General features: G+C 40.3%; 16 protein-coding genes. 8 read left to right on the top strand and 8 right to left on the bottom strand.

Annotated elements, in window-relative coordinates:
• Positions 1 to 16: 16 nt before the first annotated feature.
• On the bottom strand, positions 17 to 1,363 hold the full coding sequence (locus CYK47_RS07960) for an MFS transporter (protein ID WP_122900571.1): 1,347 nt from the start codon (positions 1,361 to 1,363) through the stop codon (positions 17 to 19).
• 99 nt (positions 1,364 to 1,462) lie between these two features.
• Positions 1,463 to 3,154 (bottom strand): GGDEF domain-containing protein, encoded by a 1,692-nt coding sequence (locus CYK47_RS07965; RefSeq protein WP_122900573.1) that lies wholly within the window; start codon positions 3,152 to 3,154, stop codon positions 1,463 to 1,465.
• A gap of 1,385 nt (positions 3,155 to 4,539) precedes the next feature.
• On the opposite strand from CYK47_RS07965, the gene omp33-36 reads away from it, so the two are divergent.
• The gene (gene omp33-36 / locus CYK47_RS07975) at positions 4,540 to 5,430 is read left to right on the top strand and encodes a porin Omp33-36 (protein WP_122900577.1); all 891 of its coding nucleotides are present in this window, start codon (positions 4,540 to 4,542) and stop codon (positions 5,428 to 5,430) included.
• Between the two features lie 45 nt (positions 5,431 to 5,475).
• Here the strand turns inward: omp33-36 and CYK47_RS07980 are convergent, their stop codons facing one another.
• Both CYK47_RS07980 and CYK47_RS07985 read right to left on the bottom strand, forming a co-directional pair.
• On the bottom strand, positions 5,476 to 7,437 hold the full coding sequence (locus CYK47_RS07980; protein ID WP_122900579.1) for a glycine betaine transporter: 1,962 nt from the start codon (positions 7,435 to 7,437) through the stop codon (positions 5,476 to 5,478).
• A 147-nt stretch (positions 7,438 to 7,584) separates the two neighbouring features.
• On the bottom strand, positions 7,585 to 8,262 hold the full coding sequence (locus CYK47_RS07985) for an ion channel (protein WP_122900581.1): 678 nt from the start codon (positions 8,260 to 8,262) through the stop codon (positions 7,585 to 7,587).
• Positions 8,263 to 8,336: 74 nt separating this feature from the next.
• Between CYK47_RS07985 and CYK47_RS07990 the strand changes: the two genes are divergently transcribed.
• The 3 genes from CYK47_RS07990 to CYK47_RS08000 all read left to right on the top strand — a co-directional run bounded on the left by CYK47_RS07990 (position 8,337) and on the right by CYK47_RS08000 (position 10,077).
• Positions 8,337 to 8,852, top strand: a complete 516-nt coding sequence (locus tag CYK47_RS07990; protein WP_122900583.1) for a hypothetical protein — start codon at positions 8,337 to 8,339, stop codon at positions 8,850 to 8,852.
• Positions 8,853 to 9,725, top strand: a complete 873-nt coding sequence (locus CYK47_RS07995; RefSeq protein WP_122900585.1) for a hypothetical protein — start codon at positions 8,853 to 8,855, stop codon at positions 9,723 to 9,725.
• A gap of 85 nt (positions 9,726 to 9,810) precedes the next feature.
• Positions 9,811 to 10,077 (top strand): hypothetical protein, encoded by a 267-nt coding sequence (locus CYK47_RS08000; RefSeq protein ID WP_164709167.1) that lies wholly within the window; start codon positions 9,811 to 9,813, stop codon positions 10,075 to 10,077.
• A 73-nt stretch (positions 10,078 to 10,150) separates the two neighbouring features.
• Here the strand turns inward: CYK47_RS08000 and CYK47_RS08005 are convergent, their stop codons facing one another.
• Both CYK47_RS08005 and CYK47_RS08010 read right to left on the bottom strand, forming a co-directional pair.
• The gene (locus CYK47_RS08005) at positions 10,151 to 11,857 is read right to left on the bottom strand and encodes a cation acetate symporter (RefSeq protein ID WP_122900589.1); all 1,707 of its coding nucleotides are present in this window, start codon (positions 11,855 to 11,857) and stop codon (positions 10,151 to 10,153) included.
• Positions 11,854 to 12,189 carry a DUF485 domain-containing protein gene (locus CYK47_RS08010; protein ID WP_122900591.1) on the bottom strand — a complete coding sequence of 112 codons (336 nt, stop codon included), beginning with the start codon at positions 12,187 to 12,189 and terminating at the stop codon, positions 11,854 to 11,856. The genes CYK47_RS08005 and CYK47_RS08010 overlap by 4 nt, the downstream gene beginning before the upstream one ends.
• 182 nt (positions 12,190 to 12,371) lie before the next feature.
• Between CYK47_RS08010 and CYK47_RS08015 the strand changes: the two genes are divergently transcribed.
• Positions 12,372 to 15,863: a PAS domain-containing hybrid sensor histidine kinase/response regulator gene (locus CYK47_RS08015; RefSeq protein WP_122900593.1), complete on the top strand. Its 3,492-nt coding sequence runs from the start codon at positions 12,372 to 12,374 to the stop codon at positions 15,861 to 15,863.
• A gap of 49 nt (positions 15,864 to 15,912) precedes the next feature.
• Here the strand turns inward: CYK47_RS08015 and CYK47_RS08020 are convergent, their stop codons facing one another.
• Entirely contained in the window at positions 15,913 to 16,563 is a 651-nt protein-coding gene (locus tag CYK47_RS08020; RefSeq protein WP_122900595.1) for a response regulator, read from the bottom strand.
• Between the two features lie 373 nt (positions 16,564 to 16,936).
• Between CYK47_RS08020 and msuE the strand changes: the two genes are divergently transcribed.
• From msuE to CYK47_RS08035, 3 genes are all read left to right on the top strand, one after another.
• Positions 16,937 to 17,665 (top strand): FMN reductase, encoded by a 729-nt coding sequence (gene msuE, locus CYK47_RS08025; protein WP_122900597.1) that lies wholly within the window; start codon positions 16,937 to 16,939, stop codon positions 17,663 to 17,665.
• A 30-nt stretch (positions 17,666 to 17,695) separates the two neighbouring features.
• Positions 17,696 to 18,781 carry a dimethylsulfone monooxygenase SfnG gene (gene sfnG, locus CYK47_RS08030; RefSeq protein WP_122900599.1) on the top strand — a complete coding sequence of 362 codons (1,086 nt, stop codon included), beginning with the start codon at positions 17,696 to 17,698 and terminating at the stop codon, positions 18,779 to 18,781.
• Between the two features lie 249 nt (positions 18,782 to 19,030).
• Positions 19,031 to 19,687: a hypothetical protein gene (locus CYK47_RS08035; RefSeq protein WP_122900601.1), complete on the top strand. Its 657-nt coding sequence runs from the start codon at positions 19,031 to 19,033 to the stop codon at positions 19,685 to 19,687.
• Between the two features lie 32 nt (positions 19,688 to 19,719).
• Here CYK47_RS08035 and CYK47_RS08040 read toward each other — a convergent pair whose 3' ends face one another.
• Positions 19,720 to 20,898 (bottom strand): acyl-CoA dehydrogenase family protein, encoded by a 1,179-nt coding sequence (locus tag CYK47_RS08040; protein WP_122900603.1) that lies wholly within the window; start codon positions 20,896 to 20,898, stop codon positions 19,720 to 19,722.
• Between the last annotated feature and the right edge of the window lie 22 nt (positions 20,899 to 20,920).

The following is a 20,920-nucleotide window of genomic DNA, read 5'->3' on the forward strand; positions in this document are numbered from 1 at the left end:
TAAGCAAAGCAAATCATTAGTTTGCCTCAGCAATATATGTAGGCTGTTGCTTTTTGTGTAGTGTAATTACACAAATCAAAGCGATAGCTAATGGCACAGCTAATGTAAAGAAATAACCATTTACCCCTGACCAAGCCAAAACCATTCCTCCAATTGCTGAACCTGCAATTGCACCCAAGCGCCCCATACCAATTGCCCACCCTGTAGCCGTGGCACGTACTTCAGTTGGATAAGATGCAATCACTAAATAATTAAGTGCAAGTTGCTGCCCACCAATACCAAAGCCAGCCAAAGCAATTAGCACAAAAATCAGGCTCCATTGTTGAGTTAGAATAGTTAAACCTAAAGCACAAGCGATCCCAATTCCGCAAACAAACATGAAAGATAGAATCTTAATCGTATTTAATTTTGGTAAGTAATAAGCTAAAGGCAAAGCAAATAAAATAAACGCCGCATTTACTGTAACAGAAGCATAAGGTGCTTGTAATGGATCTAAACCTGCCTGCTTTAAAATGGTAGGCAACCATGACAACAACATAAACCAAGCAATCCAATTAAAGAAATAAGTACACCAAACAGCTAATGTCGTCTTAGCTAAGCCTTGTTGAAATAAGCTATTTAAGTGCCCTGCTTTTACAGTTTCAATCTGATTATTTTGATAATCATGGATTGATAACTTCACCGACTCTCTACTGATACGATTAAGAATTAGGGTGATAGCCTGATGACTTTGTGCTGATTTCTTTTGACTAAGATATTGCAAAGACTCAGGTAAAATGAAAAATAAAAGGATCAGTAGCAATAGCGGAATAGCACCACCAATTAAATAAATGCTTTGCCATCCCCAAATTGGAATAATTTTCGCTGCCAATAGACCACCGAGCATTGCACCTGCGGGTAATGCTAGCAATACACCAGTAGTCACCAAACCCTTAAAACGTGATGGTGAATACTCTGCTGCTAAGGCCAAAAGTACAGGCGTAGCACCTCCCATGCCTAAGCCAGCAATCACCCGAAGAATAAAAATATGTTCGAGTGTACTCACATAAGCCGTAAGTAAAGTGGCTAAACCAAAGACAAAAACGCATGCCATTAAGGTATTACGTCTGCCCCATCGATCACCAAGAATACCCATCCCCATAGCGCCCACAGTCATACCAATAATGCCTGCGGTTAACACTGGTGCTAAAGCTTTGGCCTCAAGATTAAAAGCTTCAATAATTGCAGGCCCTGTAAAAGCTACGGCTTGAGTATCAAAACCATCAAGCAATGCGATAAGGAAACATAATAAGATGACTAAACATTGATAAAAAGAAAATCCCTGATCCAAAACCTGTGTAATTTTATTTTGCTGTAATTCCATTACCTTATTTTCCTTATAGATAATGGTGTCATCATTTAACGCCTAGTTCATAAGTGCAATCCCAAACAAAGTATATTCTTATATATTTAAAGTATGCAGCTAAGTATTTCCCTCGACTGCATTTTTGCCACTGGCTTTAACCCTTAATAAACTTTGATCGGCTTTATCTAATAAAGCTTTCCAAGAATCTGCACCTACAGCCACGCCAGCACTCACCGACACATATAAACTCGGATGCCCTTCAACATTGACAGGTGTATGACTAATCGCACAGCGCATCTGATCAGCAATATATAAAGCCGCACCAGAAGCACAGTTTTCTAAAATCACTAAAAACTCATCCCCACCATAGCGCACCACCAAATCACTATTGCGTACATTGGCTTTGAGTTGCTCTGCAATATGCCGAATCACATCATCCCCTACCAAATGCCCATACTGATCATTCACTTGCTTAAAATTATCAATATCTAGAACAATCAAGGCAGTATGTTCAAAAGGCTGCTCTTGATAAGCTTTTAAATTTAAATATTCTTCTAAAGCCACACGGTTAGAGACACCTGTTAGCGCATCGGTATTGGCTAAATTTTTAAGTTGAAAAGCTAAAGCATCTCGTTGCTTTAAAGTTTCTTTCATCTTTTCAATCGCATCAATAATAGTAAGCGAATTGTTTAAAACACGTTTACATTCAGGATCAATTAAATCTAGCAACATATTTCGCGCTAAAATTAATGGCAAAAACACCTGATAACGGGCATAAAAAAAGGTAAACAACAAAGCCAATAAACAGACCATTGCCACTAAACACGAAAAGATAAACACTTGTTGCGTATCATGTTTCCTTGTTTCTACAATTTCTAAGCGCTTATTTAAAATATAGCGTTGTAAATCAAATATTACAGTAAAGTTATTCACTGCCAATTCAGTGACTTGCTGAGAAGAATAACTATAACTTTGCCCCGTTTTACTCTCTTGTAACACCGTGGCAATCATAAGCTGACTTGGGGCTAAAAAATCTGTCTCAATACGCCGATGTAAATGCTCAAACTCAAGATTACGTTCTTGATTGGGCTGAATATTGGCGATTAAATTCCATAAATATTTAGAACGATTATAGGTTTGTAACGTTTGCGAGATTTGTTGCTCATTAATCGGCTGATTAAAGGTTAGAGGTGCTTTAATATACGACACAATCCGACTCGCATCATCTTGTAAATCGCAAGTGATTAAAATCATGGCATAGTGATTGGTTGTATCATGCCCATAAGCATGTGATGCAATTAGAGTTTGCTTAAGCAAAGCATTCACCTGATCCCAAACTGTAAACAACTTTTGAATTTCTTCATTGAGTTGTTCAATTTTACGCTCAGCACGAGGTTGCTTAACATAGTTATCAAAACTAGTACGTGCTTGCAGCAGTGCTGGCACAGTTTGTCGTCGCGCTTTATCGGCAATCTCGTCAAAACCAGCGATTTGTAAGGCATGGATGGTACGTTGCAGTTTTAAATCAACATAGTTACGGTATTGTTGTAGTTGTAATTGATACTTGAGCTGGCTATCTTGAGGACTATGATTCAGTCGATTGCTAGGCAAGCGTTCTGCCAACATTGCTTCAGAGAAATTTGACATAGCAACTAATGCTTGGAGTTCTAACACGGTATGCTTGGCTTGTTGATAATCACGATAGCTAGTGACAATCCATGGCACAGCCAACCCCATCAGGCACAGGACAACCACCAAGATTGAGACCTGCAAATGCATGCGAATACGCTCAGAACGTAGCTTAAACATCGATCTATACGCCCTAAAGCCAATAAAATTAAACAATACATACAGTGTTTATTCCTGTTACTTTAAAACGAAAAGTGTCTGAGGACTAGTGATAAACCTATCTGTTGATATTATTGTTGCGCATTTACTCAAATAAAATAATGCTGCTTTGGTTTACCCTTTTAAAGTTTTAATAAAAATCAAAATCTTAAATAAATATGCTTTTTTTATAGGCAATAAAATGATTTAGAACCTGATTTTTTTTATATTTTTTTCTTAAGAAAATATTTACAGCTGCCACAAACAAGTGCATAATGCACCGTATTAGGGCGAGTTAAAAATATTCCTCAGCAGATTTTTTAATTTACCCGCAGATTTTGGCTAAAAAACCCACTTTTCTTTGAAAAGTGGGTTTTTTTTATGCAAATTAAAACTTAAATCAAACTGTATTTTGCACCAAATTAGGGCACTATTACTCAGATTTTTTATTCTAGCTAAAAACTGAATATCAACTGGAATAGAAAAACACTCGGCTTGAATGATCATGCCAAAAACATATTGCATTGATTTAAGCCAACAAGTGATACTTTTTTTATAAAGAGTCGAAGCAGCATTCAAAAATGTGTGAACTGTATAAGATTATAAGAAACACTCTAGATAATAGATATTACTCGAACAGCAGACGAGTCAGCTTAAACAAGCAAAAGTTCAACATATATTAAGTTATATAGGTTTCAACATTGAAGACAAAAAAAAGCCCAGCCTTGGGGAAAGCTGGGCGGATAAAAACAATATCAATTTGTGGAGAATCACAAGGTTTAGGGGCTCGTGATCTGCTGAGTTACAAAATATTTATAACCCATAAAAGCCAACTAAACTAGTCAACTTTATGTGGAAAATTATGAAATAAAATTTAAGTGAAGTAAAGCCTACTAAAACGGTATGTATTTTTTTTAAGCATATTTTTTAAGAAAAATGTGGTACAGTTCACATAATTTTTGAAAAAATTTTTTAGTGCCTCTTTTTGATCTTAAAGATGTTAATTGAATAGCGATATTTTCTAAATTTATCGCTCATATTCAGTGAACTTTGTTACATGAATACAACACTATAAGAGTTTTTAACGATAAATTATAAAAAAACAATCGTTTTTATCATGATTATTTTTCACACTATTTTTCACATTTTTTTAGTTTTTGGCGGATCAATTTTACTTATTCTTTTGTTCTAAAAAGTTTTTTCTTGGTTGACATCAGTTTTTCTATCTGATTATTTTTTGTCCTTTATCATATTTTAGAGTAAATAATCAAAATACAATCTTCTTTTACTTCATTGACTTAATAAAATGTTACAATACAATTACTAGTGTAAATTTAATACATTTTTAAATATAACTGGTATCTCTTATGAAAAAACTCGGTTTAGCCACTGCTCTATTATTAGCCGTAACCGGTGCTCAAGCTTACCAATTCGAAGTACAAGGTCAAGCTGAATACGTAGACACTACAGTAAATGACAAAGATTTTGTTGGTGGTGTTCAAGGTACTTACTACTTTAAAAATGTGGATGCGACTAAAGGTCCTTTAGCTGAAGCTGCGTTCTTAAACCATGCTTCTAACGTTGCAGTTGCATATAACTATGCTGAATTAGGCAACGACGGTATCGACCTTGTAGCACACAACTTTGGTGCCAAAGGTGAAGCTTACATCCCAACTTCAGTTGTTCCTGTATATGCAAGCGCATCTTACAGCGCAACAATCGCTGATGCTAAAAACCAACTAACTAAAGCTGTTGGCCTTGAAGACAATGGCGACCGTTATGCATTAGAACTTGGTGCTTTAGCATTACCTAACTTCTTAGTTGCTGTTGGTTATACAAGCGCTGCTAACCAAGCTGCTTATGATGCATTCAAAGTAGCGAACAACGGTGTTGTTGCAGGTTACGGTGAAGCATTAACTTTAGGTGAAGACCAAGACGCAGTAACTGCACGTACTAAATACGTAGGTGGTATCGACGGTACTAACATGTCAGTTGCGTTTGAATCTGGCTTAGTTTATGGCGATGACACTGCATTTAACTTAGGTTCTACGCTTTATGTAACTCCTAAATTAGGTTTAGGCGTGTCTTACTATGAATCTAGCTTTGCTACTTCTCCAGACTCAGCTTTAGGCGCAAACGTAAACTACTTCATCACTCCAGCTGTTGCTGTAGGCGCGTCATTTGTGAAAGCAAATGCAGAAGACAACTCTTCTCTTGATACAGAAACTGTTGGCTTAAATGCTAAATTCCGTTTCTAATATTTAGAAACTGAATCTAAAAAAGGACGCTAATGCGTCCTTTTTCTATTCTTGGCGAACCAAGCTTAAAAAGTGTAAATGTCGTTCATATTGATCAATAATATCTTGCAATAAATCTTCTTCAGTCCACTCCATCACATCATAGTTTTGACCACCTTCGCGTAAAAATACCTCAGCTTGGTAATAACTATTTTGCTGATGTTGCGGCATAAAACTTGGCGCTAAGGTTTCGCGTGTCACCACTTGATAAACAAAGTTCATCTCGTTTTGATGATTAACGCGTAGTTGCAAACCATGTTCGATCTTTATAATCTTAACCTGCAAACCACGCCGATGAAATTCGGCTTGAATTTGCTTAAAAGCACGGCAAACTTGATGTTGAATGTAGGCATCTACCTCGGCTTGGGTATGTGGATAATGCATAATTAAACCTAAACGCTGTTGCCAACTGCGTGGATTTTGAATGGCACGCGGGGTAATTCTTGCTTCAGCTAAGGCTTGCATTTTGGTGGCATCTAAATGGAGCGCTCTAATTAATCCCCAACAAATCAAAAGCATAATTAAGGTAAAAGGCAAAGCACTCATAATCGTTGCTGATTGTAAAGCACCTAGGCCACCCACCAATAGCAAAGTAATGGCCAATGTTGCCATCACCACAATCCAAAACAGACGTTGCCAAATAGGAGAGTGTTCAGATTCGGCTGTGAGGTAGTCGATCACTAAGGCACCTGAATCGGCCGAGGTCACAAAAAATAACGTAATCAACAAGGTGGCTAAGATGCTCATAACTTGACTGAGCGGTAAATGCTGTAAAAACTCAAACAGTGCCATAGATGAGTCACGTTGTACTACAGCCATGAGTGTCGTATTCCCCTCATGCAAAATACTATATAGCGCAGCATTCCCCATAAAGCCCATCCAAATGAGCGTAAATCCAGTAGGAATCAGCATTACCCCTACAATAAATTCGCGAATTTGACGCCCTTTAGACACGCGGGCAATAAACATCCCCACAAAAGGTGACCATGAAATCCACCAAGCCCAATACATAATCGTCCAACCACCAATCCAATCATCAGATTGATAAGCATATAAATTAAAGGTCATGGCAAATAAGTTAGAGCTGTACTGTCCAATGTTTTGAATGGTGGTTTGCAGCAAGTAAATACTTGGTCCACTCAAAAATACAAATAGTAATAAGATGATAGCAAGTAACAAATTCAGTTCAGCTAAGCGCTTTACCCCCTTATCTAGACCTAGACAGACTGATGTCGCTGCCATAGTACTCACCACAACAATGAGCAGCACTTGCATCGTACTAGACTGAGGTAAGCCAAATAAATAATTGAGACCCGAATTAATTTGGGTAACCCCAAAACCTAAGGTGGTGGCCACGCCAAAGACTGTGCCTATGGTGGCAAAGGTATCTATCCCATCACCAATTGGCCCATAAATCTTATTACCAATAAGCGGATACAGCGCAGAACGAATCTTTAACGGTAATTGATGTCGATATGCAAAATAAGCCAAAGACAACGCTACAATCGCGTAAATTGCCCAAGCATGTAAACCCCAATGGAAAAATGTGACTCGCATGGCTTGCTGTGCGGCAGCTAAGGTTTCCCCTTCACCAAGCGGTGGTGACACATAATGCATCACAGGTTCAGCCACGCCAAAGAACATCAATCCAATCCCCATGCCTGCGGTAAATAGCATGGCGAACCACGAAGCATTGCTATATTCGGGCTGACTATGATCAGGTCCAAGTTTGATTTTGCCCATTTTAGAGGCAGCAATATAAATCAGCAGGATTAGAAAAATGGCAACACTCAGCACATAAAACCAACTAAAGGAATGGGTAATCCACTGGTTTAAACGTTGAGTAAGTAGATCAAAACTATTGGGTGCCAAAAGCAAACTTGCTAAGAAAATAACAATAATGGCAACAGTACTAAAAAAAACATTTGGCTTAATATTACTCGACCAAGATGTGTTTTTTGAGGGCATAACTCCTCCAAATATTATTTTATAAAGGATAGACCAGACGGTCACAGACAGCGTTCAAAAGAACAAAAGACGAGTTCAGCGCAAAAAATAAACTCAAATCTAGCCTAGACTAATGAGGCTCAAAAAGCAGTAAGCTTACTGTAACGCTTAAGATTTTGGTGAATGGCGAATATATTGCAAAGCAATTAAGCGCGAGACAATCACCGCTAGATACATCACACCACAAAACATTTGTAACATGGCAAGCACACGCGCGAGTGGACTAACCGGCATAATATCGGACAGGCCCGTTGCTGATTGCAGACTAAAACTTAAAAACAATAAATCGAGCCAATTTTGCAGTTCTGCTGCACTAGAATGACTAAAGCTATTTGGAATAAATAACTGACATGCGCTATATAAAAAGGCAAAACCCCATGCCAATAAGGTAAATACAGCGCCAGCAGCAAACAGCTCGTCTAGAGTTAAATAACGATCTTCAAACATATAACGCAGCAAGCCATAAGCTGCACTAAAATAGGCAAGCGCTTCAAAAATATGTGCGCTCATTTGTAGCAAAGTTGAGGATGCACCCAACATAATCAAACATGACAGCACCACTGCCATACCCACAAAAGTAAGCCCCAAGATAGTAAACACAGGCGTCTGACGAATGACTTTGGCAATCACCAACAATACCAACACGCCAAGTAACCACATTAAAGTACGGTAAGATTGGCTATAATTACTAAATAGTGCCAATAACAACATCAAGCACTGTAAAGCCAACAACCATGCTGAAGGTAAACGCTGAAAGCTCCGCCAAAAATCTACAAATGCCTGCATATTATTTTCACCGCTTGGTTTTTATGCAATGCTAACTTAGCATGAATCTAATCGGCCAATGAGCACAATATTGTATGAAAATCACAGCCAAAATCCGTCAAGAGATCACACAGATTGAATTACGGGATGATTTATCCAAAGATAAAAAAAATTCTAATATCATTCATATTGCTTGTGCTAGTTGTGCAGGTGTATCCATTCAACCATTACCCTTTGCCGATATTTTAGTGCTCACCCCCTTACAAGGTTATTTTGCCAGCCGTATTGCGGCTATTCATGGCGTACCATTAACGGAAAATCAAGCCTTAGATTGGGTCAAAGAAATTATTGGTTTAATGGGTTTAGGAATGTTGGCGCAGCAATTGGCACTTGGCGTTTGGAAAACCGTGACCTTTGGCTTTGGTGGTTTGCTGTCTATACCACTGGTCTATGGGTTGACCTATGCCATTATGAAAGTGGCAGATGTATATTTTGCCCGTAAAGCCCGTAATGAAAGCCTGAGCGAAGCGCAAATTAAAGCGATTTGGCAACACGCCTTTCAACAAGGTAAACAACAGGGCGAAGCACAACAACAGCAAAAGGATGACTAAGTGCCAAAACCATATTGTTATTTAGACACCCATATCAATAGCTTAAGTATTACGCAAAGCTTAGTTCACCTCCGCCAACAGCAGCCCTTCACGCCGCATATGCATACAGTGCTGTTGGCATTACGTTTGGCTCAACCGCATTTAAAATCTGCTGATCTAAGCACCATCCATGCTTTTTTAGAGCAGATTGAAAGTGAACAGATTGTCAGCTTGGTGACTCAAATCAAACAACAACTGACACGGATGCAAGTATTAAAGCTACAATATGAACAAGATGCAGTGTATGTCGCTTATTTAAAAGATCAAACCCAGCAGCTTGATGTGTGTATACAAACCCTTTGGGGCGATAGCATGTTGTTAACCCTGCAACTCAATAGCCAACTCCCGCAACCCACATGGCAACTCAAACAATCCGAAGCGCATTTAATTGCCACACAAGAAATTTTAACCACCCTCGATCCAGCGCAAAGCCCTGAACATAAAGTACTCGCACAAAGTGTAGAAGATGCCGTCGATCTTTGGGTCACTGCCAAAGATCCCAACGATGAGCATTTTTGGGATTATTTCCCTGCTATTTCTCTTGTTAGCGTATCTTTGGCAATTTATGAATTATTTAAACGCTATCAACAACAAGAGATTAGTTGGCAAGAGTTTAAATGGATGGCCGCCAAAGTTTCTGGCTTAAAAGTGAGTAAAATTGCTGCCATTGGCTTAATGCTGGGTTTACCTGTCATTGGACAAGTCACAGGTGCCTATTTAGTGACACGCTTATTACTGAATGCTAAAGCCACATGGTTTGATCAAGACAGTGCCTTATACCGTGATATACAACAGAAATTGAAACGCCAAAGACAAAGTAAATCATCAGAATAGTTATGTAATACATGGCCTGAATTTGTATTTTTTACTTAAATTTCACACAGCACACACTAAACAATAATAAATTCAGGCTAGAAACATGACTCAAGCTCTTTATCTTAGTTTGGCGATAAGTAGCTTATTGCTGATCAGTTGTGGTTCGGACAGCAGAAAAATGCTATCTACGCTTCCCCAAGATGACCCTAAAAGCATCAGTGCAGATGAATTAAAAATTCAAGATGTGGCAGATGCAAGAAAATATTTAGTATTACAAGCCATCCAGCAGCCCAAACAAACCCTTTATTCTGCCTACTCCGCCACTCAAATTGTGGCGCAAAATCTGAGGGTATATTGGTGTCATATTTGAATTGAACCGAGCCAATAGCGTATTCTCAAATAAAAAAAAGCCCCAGATGGGGCTTTTTTGGCATCTTTATTTCTTAGTGATCAGATGCACCAGAGATACCAATACCCGTTTGTGAACGTACAAACTGCGCATCAAAAGCACGGCGCTCTTCTTGTGCTTGTGGCGAGTTATCTGTTACAGAGAACAACCAGCAGCAAATGAAGGCCAATGGCATCGCAAAGATAGCTGGGCCATTAAATGGATTCACTGCTGTATCCGAAATACCTAAAGTATCTACCCAAACTGCTTTAGATAAGATAATTAAGATCACAGCTAGGATCAGACCCACTAGACCACCAACCACTGCACCACGCGTGGTCAAGCCTTTCCAGAACATCGAAAGTACCAATACTGGGAAGTTCGCACATGCCGCAACAGAGAAGGCTAAGCCAACCATAAAGGCCACGTTTTGTTTTTCGAACAAAATACCCAAGATCATGGCAAAGATCGCTAAACCTAAAGTCGCAATTTTTGACATACGTAGTTCAGACTCAGGGGTGGTTTGACCTTTCTTAAATACGTTGGCATATAAGTCATGTGAGATGGCTGAAGCGCCAGATAGGGTTAAACCTGCAACCACCGCCAAAATTGTGGCAAAAGCAACTGCAGAAATAAAGCCCATAAATAAGTCGCCGCCTACTGCATCGGACAAATGCACCGCAGCCATGTTGTTACCACCTACCAGTTCTAATTTACCTGTTAGTGCCATTTTAGCCACATCAAGGAACTGTGGGTTGTTAGACACGTAAAGGATCGCACCAAAACCAATAATAAAGGTGAGTAGGTAGAAGTAACCAATGAAACCTGTTGCCACTACAACAGACTTACGTGCTTCTTTAGCATCTTTTACTGTAAAGAAGCGCATTAAGATATGTGGTAAACCTGCTGTACCAAACATCAAGGCTAAACCTAAAGAAATCGCATCAATTGGGTTAGAGGCTAAACTTCCTGGGCCCATGATTTTTGCTGCATCATCTAGATTTAAGTCATGTACTTTAGAAAAGACTTGAATGGATTGTTCAAACATCCCGGTAAAGCTAAAGCCCACGCCTTTCATCACCATAAAGGCCATGAACGTTGCACCAGACAATAGCATGACTGCTTTAATGATCTGTACCCATGTGGTGGCTAACATACCGCCAAACATCACATACGCCATCATTAATAGGCCAACAATCACAACCGCTAAGTTATAATTTAAACCAAACAGAAGTTTAATTAGCTGGCCTGCACCAACCATCTGTGCAATTAGATAAAACGCCACCACAACCAGCGAGCTAAACGCAGCCATGGTACGTACAGGCTTTTCTTGTAAACGGAACGAAACCACATCAGATAGGTTAAATTTACCTAAGTTACGTAAACGTTCAGCCACTAAAAATAGAACAATTGGCCACCCTACCATAAAGCCTAGTGAATATAGCAAGCCATCAAAGCCCGACATAAACACCATAGCAGAGATCCCTAAGAACGATGCAGCTGACATATAGTCACCGGCAATTGCCAGACCGTTTTGGAAGCCTGAAATACCACCACCTGCGGTATAGAAATCATTGGTATTGGTGGTTTGCTTGGCTGCCCACTTGGTAATAAATAAGGTTGCCCCCACAAAAATCATAAACATGATAATTGCAGGCCAGTTGGTTGGTTGTTGCTCTGCTGCACCTAAGTCAGGACCAGCAAATGCCATGCCTGAGCTTAAAAGCAATGTTGCTGCGGCAAAAACTTTAGATTTCATCATAGTTGCGGTCCTTTTTCCTGAGCAATGGCTTCAACTTCGCGAATCGCGTCGTTGTTTAAACTGTCAAGTTTGTTGTTAGCAATGTAGGAATACACACCACACAACACAAATGACAGTACGATGATGCCTAAACCTAAAGGAATACCAATGGTCGTGACACCGCCACCTAAGGACTGCAATAAGAATTCTTTGTTATAGCCTACAAGAAGCATAAAACCGACGTAAACAAAAAGCATGATAGCCGTGAGCGTCCAGCTCAAGCGACTTTTTCGTGCCACCATTTCTTTGAATTTTGGATTCTGTAGAATACGTTCTACTTGTACTTGATCCATGTTGTACTCCCTGCGCGAAAACCATTCAGCGCGATTTTTTAATTCGAATTATCTATGTTGCCAAAGTAGCAATCTGCGCTGGGCTTGTAATTTAGACTTTGGTCGTTAAAAATTAAGCAATTCTGACTGAGCAGTTCAGCAATCGGTTATCATAGCCGCATAATTTGTACCCTGTAGGCAATATGAACAGTTGGCTTATCATGGGGGTGCTGGCCCTCTATATCGCACTCCTCTTTATCTGTGCATTCTTTGGTGAAAAACATGCCAGCCGCTTAAGCACTCGCGGCCGTATGCTATTGTTTAGTCTAACTTTAGGTGTGTACTGTTCATCTTGGACTTTTTATGGCGCAACAGGTGCTGCGGTACGTGAAGGGATCATCTTTTTACCCATCTATTTAGGCCCATTATTGTTTGTGGCACTCGGCTATGACATTTGGCGTCGCCTTGGACGAGTACGCCAGCATCATGCTATTTCATCAATTGCCGACTTTGTCGCAGCACGTTATGGCAAAAGTGGTTCATTGGCATCATTGGTGACCATTCTTGCGGTTATCGCGATTATTCCATATTTAGCCTTGCAGCTACGCGCAATTGCCCTAAGTGCCACCGTGATTATGGATCAGGACACCAGCCTAGCTGCCACAAGTAACGGGGTACTGTTTTTAACTGCCATTTTAGCTATCTTGGCCATGATTTTTGGTACACGGCAGATTGCTAATACCGAACAACACGGCGGTTTAATGCTGGCAGTGGCATTTGAATCCTTCGTTAAATTATTTGCGTTACTTGCGGTCGCTCTGTTTTTTATTTTTGCAGAACCAGGTAATTTACAACAAATTTCCAGCGATGCTGCGCATACTTTCCGACAAGTACAATTATTTGGTGTACCCGATACCTTTTGGATTCAAACTTTATTGGCCGCACTAGCGATTATCTGTTTACCGCGTCAGTTCCATGTTGCTGTGGTTGAATTACGCGATGAAAAGCATATTCGTGGGGCTAGACGTTGGTTTGCAACCTATTTAATTTTAACTACAATCGCCATTATTCCAATTGCCAGTTGGGCTTTACATGCTGCACCTGGGTATTTGGCTATTCCAGATGTAGCAGTGTTGTCCCTACCTTTAAGCTATAATCAGGATTGGCTAACCATCTTGGCATTTTTAGGTGGTTTCTCTGCGTCGACAGGCATGCTCTTGGTTTCTTCAGTGGCGCTGTCGATTATGCTCAGCAATGACTTAATTATGCCTGCTTTATGGCGTTTAGGTTTACTGTCACGTCATGACAAACGCTTGCCTTTGGTACTTAAATTCACGCGCCGTGTATGTATTTTGGCAGTTATGCTACTGGGCTTTTTATTCTTTCATTTCTTTAATGATATCGACCAGTTATCAGTATTTGGTTTACTCGCCTTTAGTGCTGTGGCTCAGTTTGCCCCTGCTTTAATTGGCGGCTTGTATTGGCGCGGTGGTAGTAAACAAGGAGTTTATGCAGGTTTAATTGCTGGCTTTGCTATGTGGGCCTACACCCTATTTTTGCCCACGGTATTACGCAGCCTACCACTTGACTATGCGCTGATGAGCGAAGCCTTTTTGAACCAAGGTCCTTTAGGTTTAGTTTGGTTACGTCCTGAAGCTTTATTTGGATTTCAATCTTTTGCCCCACTTACCCATGGTGTGATTTGGGCTTTGGGCTTAAACATCTTGCTGTATATTTGGGTATCTAGAATTTTCCGTCCAAGTATTGCAGAGCAAATTCAAGCAGAGAGCTTCTTTTATTACGAAACCAAACCGTTGCCAGCGCAAAGCATCTCAACTGAAATGAGCTATTTACAGCATGATGTAGCGCGTCTTAAAGTAGGTGACCTGATAGCCCTAGCCAAACGTATTACTGGCGATGGTCCAACCATTCAAGCCTTCCAGCAATTTTGTGCGCAAAACAATGTCATCTTAAATGAAAACAGCAGTGCCAATGGCATGTGGTGGCGTTTTACCGAACAATATTTAGCAGGCACTATTGGCGCAGCTTCGGCACGTACTTTGCTCACCACAGCCATGGTCAATAACGGTTTAGCTTTAGGTCAGGTGGCCAATATTTTAGACCAAGCCTCACAATGGCAACGCTTTAACCAAAATCTGATTATGACCATGATTGATCATATGACCCAAGGGGTGAGTGTGGTCGATGAAAATATGTGTCTAGTTGCTTGGAATAATCAATATTTAAAACTATTCGATTATCCAAAAGATATTGTTTATGTCGGCTGTCCAATTGCCGATTTAATTCGTTATAACGCCGAACGTGGTGAGTGTGGTCCGGGTTCAATTGAAGAGCATGTACGTAAACGCATTCACTGGATGAAAGTCGGTAGCGCACACGAATTTGAACGTGTGCGTAAAGATGGGCGCGTGATTCAAATGCGCGGTAATCCAATTGAAGGCGGTGGTTTTGTGACGACCTTTGCCGATATTACCGCATTCCGTGAAAACGAAGCCTTACTGGAAGGTCGGGTGCAAGATCGTACGCAACAACTTGCTGATGCACTAGCCGAACAACAATTGGCGCGTGAACAAGCCGATAAAGCCAATATGTCGAAAAGTCGTTTCATTGCTGCCGCCAGTCATGACTTATTGCAACCGATGCATGCAGCACGCTTATTTAGTACTGCATTAGAACAAAGTATGCAGTCGGAAGAAGACCGTAAAACGCTACAGCAATTAGATCGTTCTTTGCATGGGGCCGAAAGTATGCTCTCTGCACTTTTGGATATTGCACGTTTAGAAGGTGGAACTATTCAACCGAATCGTCAACCTTATCCTTTACATGATTTACTCAGCGATTTAGAACTACAATTTAAATCGATTGCTGCACAGCGTGGCATTCAATTTCATGTCCATGATGTGCAATTTTGGATTGATACCGACCCGCAATGGATTCGTCGTATTATTCAAAACTTTGTCAGCAATGCATTGCGTTATACCGCTAAAGGCCGAGTCGTGGTTGGGGTATTACGTTCAGCAGAGCGCGCCAATCATATTCGTATAGGCGTTTGGGATACTGGCCCTGGTATTGCCGAAGAGCAACGCATCAAATTGTTCCAAGAATTTGAACGCTGTGGGCATACCTCGCCTTGGGGTGAGCAAGGTCTAGGATTGGGATTGGCCATCGTACAACGTATGACCAGCATGTTGAATTATCCTGTGCATGTATATTCGGAATATGGTAAAGGCTCATGTTTTATGATTGAAGTGCCAGTCGTGCCTGCCCCAAAAGTCGTGGCACAGCCTGTACAAGCTGTACCGCTGAAAACCAAAGCCTATAAGATTCTATGCTTAGACAATGATGAAACCATTTTAGAAGGTATGAGTACCCTTCTCACCAAATGGGGGTATCAAGTGTTTAAAGCCACCGAACCCGAACAAGCTGCCGAGATGATTCAGCAAGAAAACATTCAAGTTTGGTTGGTCGATCAACACTTAAACAATGACAAAATTGGTTTAGATTTTATTCTAGCACATCGTCAAGACAAAGTACCTGTGGCCTTAATTACTGCCGATTCTGACCCAGAATTACCGCAGCGTCTTAAAGAGCTGAATATTATGTTGCTACGTAAACCACTTAAACCAGCAGGCTTACGTGCTTGGTTGTCAGGTTTAAAAATCTCCAACAACTAAAACAAAAAAAGACCGCAATTGCGGTCTTTTTTTATGAATGTATCAATGCTTAAACTTTACGTTCTTCAATATTTAAAGCATTAATAGCCAATACCGCTTGGGTACGATTTTGCACACCCAATTTACGGAAAATTGCTGTTACATGCGCTTTAATGGTCGCTTCAGACACATCCAACTCATAGGCAATTTGTTTATTGAGTAAACCTTCTGCCACCATCATCAAAACACGGAATTGCTGTGGGGTCAAAGATTGAATTCGTTCTGCTAAAGCAGTTTCATCCGCCGCACGCGGGTCAAAATTCATATTGGCAGGTAAATTTGGTGGTAACCAAATCTCGCCTTCTAAGACTTGACGAATCGCTTCACCAATATGGCTAGGATGCGCAGATTTTGGGATATAACCCATCGCACCATGCGCGATAGAACGTTGAATAATAGATACTTCTTCATGCGCAGACACGACAATAATCGGGAGTGCTGGATATTGCGCACGCACATGCACCAGCGCCGAAAAGCCGGATGCACCTGGCAAGTTTAAGTCTAATAAAACAAGATCAGGTTCGGGGCCATTTTCTAAGCGTTCGTAAAATTCATTTACAGCAGCAGTCTCATGAATTTGGGCTTGCGGTAAGCTATAACGCACGGCTTGAATCAGCGCATGACGGAATAACGGATGATCATCAACGATTAAAATATTCATAAGTAGTGACGCGAAAGATCTGGTGCACATTAGGCTCTATTCTAACCACACATCGACGCGAAGCGATACGCAAGAATTGATTATTTTTCACTAAAGCCGTCTTTTTAGTACACAAAAGCAGCTTTTTGCAGCATTTATGAATAATCTAAGCAGATTTTTATATAAATTTTATTCTTGGTAATGCAATCCTTATACCTATGAAATATAAATTTATTATTCAAATACTTATATTTATTTTTATTTATAAAAATCTTAAAAAAAGTTTATATCTTAAAAACAGATAACCTATTTTTTTTTGCTTATTTTACACAAAATCTGATGTGTTGATTAATAAACAGCAATCCAAGATTAAAAGTAATTAGGCTGTTTTATTATGACAACTTTAACTCAAAAACCTTTAAATATTGTGGCTGTTTCTGGCGGTCTCAATCATCCTTCAAAAACTGAAGCCTTAGTCCAAGAAATCCTCAACGAACTTGGTGATGCCACGCCAATTCATGTGCATTTCATTAAGTTTAGCGAAATTGGACATTTACTCGGTGGCGCCATTTACCGCAACCAATTGCCACAGCGCGTTCAAGATGATTTAGCAGCGGTTGAAGCAGCAGATGCCCTAATTGTAGGTACACCAGTTTACCGTGCATCATTTACTGGTTTATTCAAACACTTCTTTGACTTTGTTGAACAAACTGCCCTTGTTGATGTTCCTGTTTTATTGGCTGCTTCTGGTGGTTCAGAGCGTCATGCCTTAGTCCTAGAACATCAATTACGTCCGTTGTTTAGCTTCTTCCAAGCACAAACTTTACCAATTGGCGTTTATGCAACTGACAAAGATTTTACTCCTGAATACACGGTAAAAAGCGAACTACTCCGCGACCGTATTACTTTAGCAGTGGCGCGTGCTTTACCAATTTTAGAGTGGGCGCCTGCTAAAGGTCAGCGTGCAGAAGTGGTCAAAGAGAAAACCGTACAAGCCAGCCAACATCTTGGGATTAACAAGCAAATCGAACAAGAAGAAGTGTTGCCCTCTGCTGCAGTACCAAGCCTAGATGCAGCTGAAGCACGTTTGCATGGCAAAAAAGTTACACCTGAAGTGGCTTAATCCATCACCATACTTAATGAGGGTCTGCATATGTCTCAACCAATTACTTTTGCTTACTGGGTACCCAATGTCAGCGGTGGTTTAGTGGTCAGTAGCATTGAACAACGTACCGATTGGAGCTATGACTACAATGTGCGTTTAGCACAAAGCGCTGAACAGGCTGGTTTTGACTATGCTCTGACCCAAATTCGTTTTACTGCTGGCTATAACGCAGAAAATCAGCATGAATCGGTCAGCTTCAGTCATGCTTTGCTAGCCAAAACTGAACGTTTAAAAGTGATTGCTGCTATTTTACCAGGGCCTTGGAAACCTGCCCTTGCAGCTAAACAATTGGCCACCATTGATCATCTCACCAATGGTCGTATCGCGATTAATGTGGTCAGTGGTTGGTTCCGTGGTGAATTTGATGCGATTGGTGAAGAGTGGCCTGAGCATGATGTCCGTTATCAGCGTTCGGAAGAATTTATCCGCACCTTAAAAGGTGTTTGGACGCAAGATAATTACAGCTTTGACGGTAAATTCTATCAGTTTAAAGACTACACTTTAAGTCCAAAACCTGTGCAAAAACCGCATATTGAAATTTTCCAAGGTGGCAGTTCGCGTGCTGCGCGTGATATGGCATCCCGTGTCTCCGATTGGTACTTCACCAATGGCAACACTCCAGATGAGCTTAAAAAACAAATTGATGATTTACGTGCCAAAGCCAAGGCCAATAATCACGAGATTAAAGTCGGGGTAAATGCCTTTATTATTGCCCGTGATACCGAAGAAGAAGCACAAGCGGTATTACAAGAGATTATTGATAAAGCCCATATTCAGGCAGTGAACTCCTTTGCAGATGCTACGCGTGAAGCAGGTGCTGCAACGCTTGAGGGCGAAGGTAACTGGGCAAAATCAACTTTTGAAGATTTAGTACAATATAACGATGGCTTTAAAACCAATTTAATTGGTACCCCACAACAAATTGCCGAACGCATTGTGCAGTTAAAAAGCATTGGGGTTGATTTAATTCTCTCTGGCTTTTTACACTTTATTGAGGAGATAGAATATTTTGGTGCAAAGGTTTTACCTTTAGTACGTGAGCTTGAGCAGCAACAGCAACGAAAATCTGCTTAAAGATTCTGATAAGCCTAATAACAATAAAACAATGTGAGTAATCTTATCCCTTAAGACTCGGCTTAAGGGATTTTTTTATTTCCTCGATTATTAATCTAATTTATTAAAAATAATTTAAAGAGCAATTAAACCAATGTGGATTTTATCTACAACTTTTAGTTAAATTGCTTATTTTCTTGGCATAAATTGTGCATTTTTTAACATTCTATTACAATAGCCCTGCAACAGCATCATTAAGAGAATAAGAGCGTGAAAAATCAAAAAACAGGATTTGTCAGTGGTACTGTGGTGCATACTCCATGTGGTTTAAAACCTATTCAAGCCTTACAAATTGGTGATTTAGTTTTAACACGTTCACCTCAAGGTGAAACCAGCTATAAGCCTATTACGCAAATTGATAAAACAGTGCAAGCTATTTACCGTTGCACCCTGTTAGCACAACAAGCAGACCAACAATGCACTGTACATTATCTATTTACCACTGCTGAGCAACAAATTTTTGCCGACAGCGATTGGATTAAAGTGCTTGAAAGTGAAGAATACCGTTGTAACACCTATAATTTAAGCCAACAACCGTTAAGCTTATGGCAACCCAAACCCGTTTTTGCTGCCAGCAATCGTAAACAACAAACTTTTGGTTTAAATGCCGCAACCTTTAGCCAAGATATTCAACTCAATGGTCAAGATGATGAATTTATTTATATTTCTCCAGAGGGTTTAATTCATCATCAACCTAATAGCAACCAATATTCGTTTGCCAAAGTCACCGCGCCGCTGTCGCTCAATAGCGTAAATTGGCATAACATTAACAAAAAGACCTTAGTATTACCTGTGTATCAATTGCATCTATCTAATAGTGACAATTACTTTGTGGGGCAAGAAGGAATCTTGGCTCGCGCAGCCTAATATAAAAAAGCCCGCAGTTGCGGGCTTTTTATTTAAGCATAAAAACTTGGCTGAGGCACTTGATTGGTTAACACCCATTCACCCACTTCTTGATATTTATAATCGATTGGATCATGCAGGGTTTGCGTCCGTACATTACGCCAAAAACGATCTAAATTCAGTTGCGCGGTCGTGGCACGCGCACCCATAACTTGGAACATATTTTGGGTAATCGCCAATGAGGTATTGGTCGCGGCAATTTTAGCTGTTGCAATGGCAATTGAGACTTCGCCACGTTGCTCTGGCGTTAAAGCCTCACCAATGTCCCATGCCTGTTGCAGAGCGGCTACTGCCTTGTTTGCCAATAAACGTACACTTTCAAGTTGCACATAAAACTCAGCAAAATGGCGTTGCGTATACGGATCATTCACTGCATGTTCTACCAATGATTTTGACCATGCTTTTTGGCCTTGTACGGTTTCTTTGGCCGTATTAAATGCACCTTCAGCTACACCTAAGAACATATGCACAAAAATAAGCTGCGCAATGAGCGGGCGTAAACTTGAATACGGTGTACTCAAGGGGCCTGGGTTGAGCAGCAATTCATTCACATGAATTTTAACGTTTTCAAAATAGCTACTACCACTGTCGGTTTGGCGTTGCCCCATATTGTTCCAATCACCTAAAAAGCTCACGCCTTTACGTTGGGTTGGAATCACGCCAATAAGTAATTTACCTTCTGGATTATAGGCTGAACACAACAACATATCCGAATCGATTGAGCCTGAGCAAAAGCTTTTATCACCATGAAAAATATATTCTGTTTCGGAAATTTGGGTCGCACTTGTACGACGATCCAGCGGGTTTAAGGTATTGCCCCAAAATAAATTTTGTTGCACCGTTTGTTTAAACCACGGCTCATATTGTTGTTTTTGAGCGAATAATTCTACCGTGGCAATCAATAAATGATGAAAACCATAAACGTGCGCCAATGAGCTATCCGCACGGGCAATAATTTGAATGCTATTAAAAATCGTTGCCCAATCTGCACCTTGTCCGCCAAATTCTTGCTTAATGGACAAAGTGAGCAAACCACTGGCACGAATCAGGTCACGTTCATGTTTAGGGTTGCCGCCTTGCTTGTCGCGCTCGGCTGCTGTTTGGGCAAATTCTTGGGCTAAATCTTTAGCAATTTTTAATGGATCGGTGAGTGGATTATGTGCAATATTCATCATTATAAGAGATTGTTCCGAT

It is taken from the genome of Acinetobacter sp. B51(2017), assembly GCF_003711395.1.
GTDB lineage: Bacteria > Pseudomonadota > Gammaproteobacteria > Pseudomonadales > Moraxellaceae > Acinetobacter.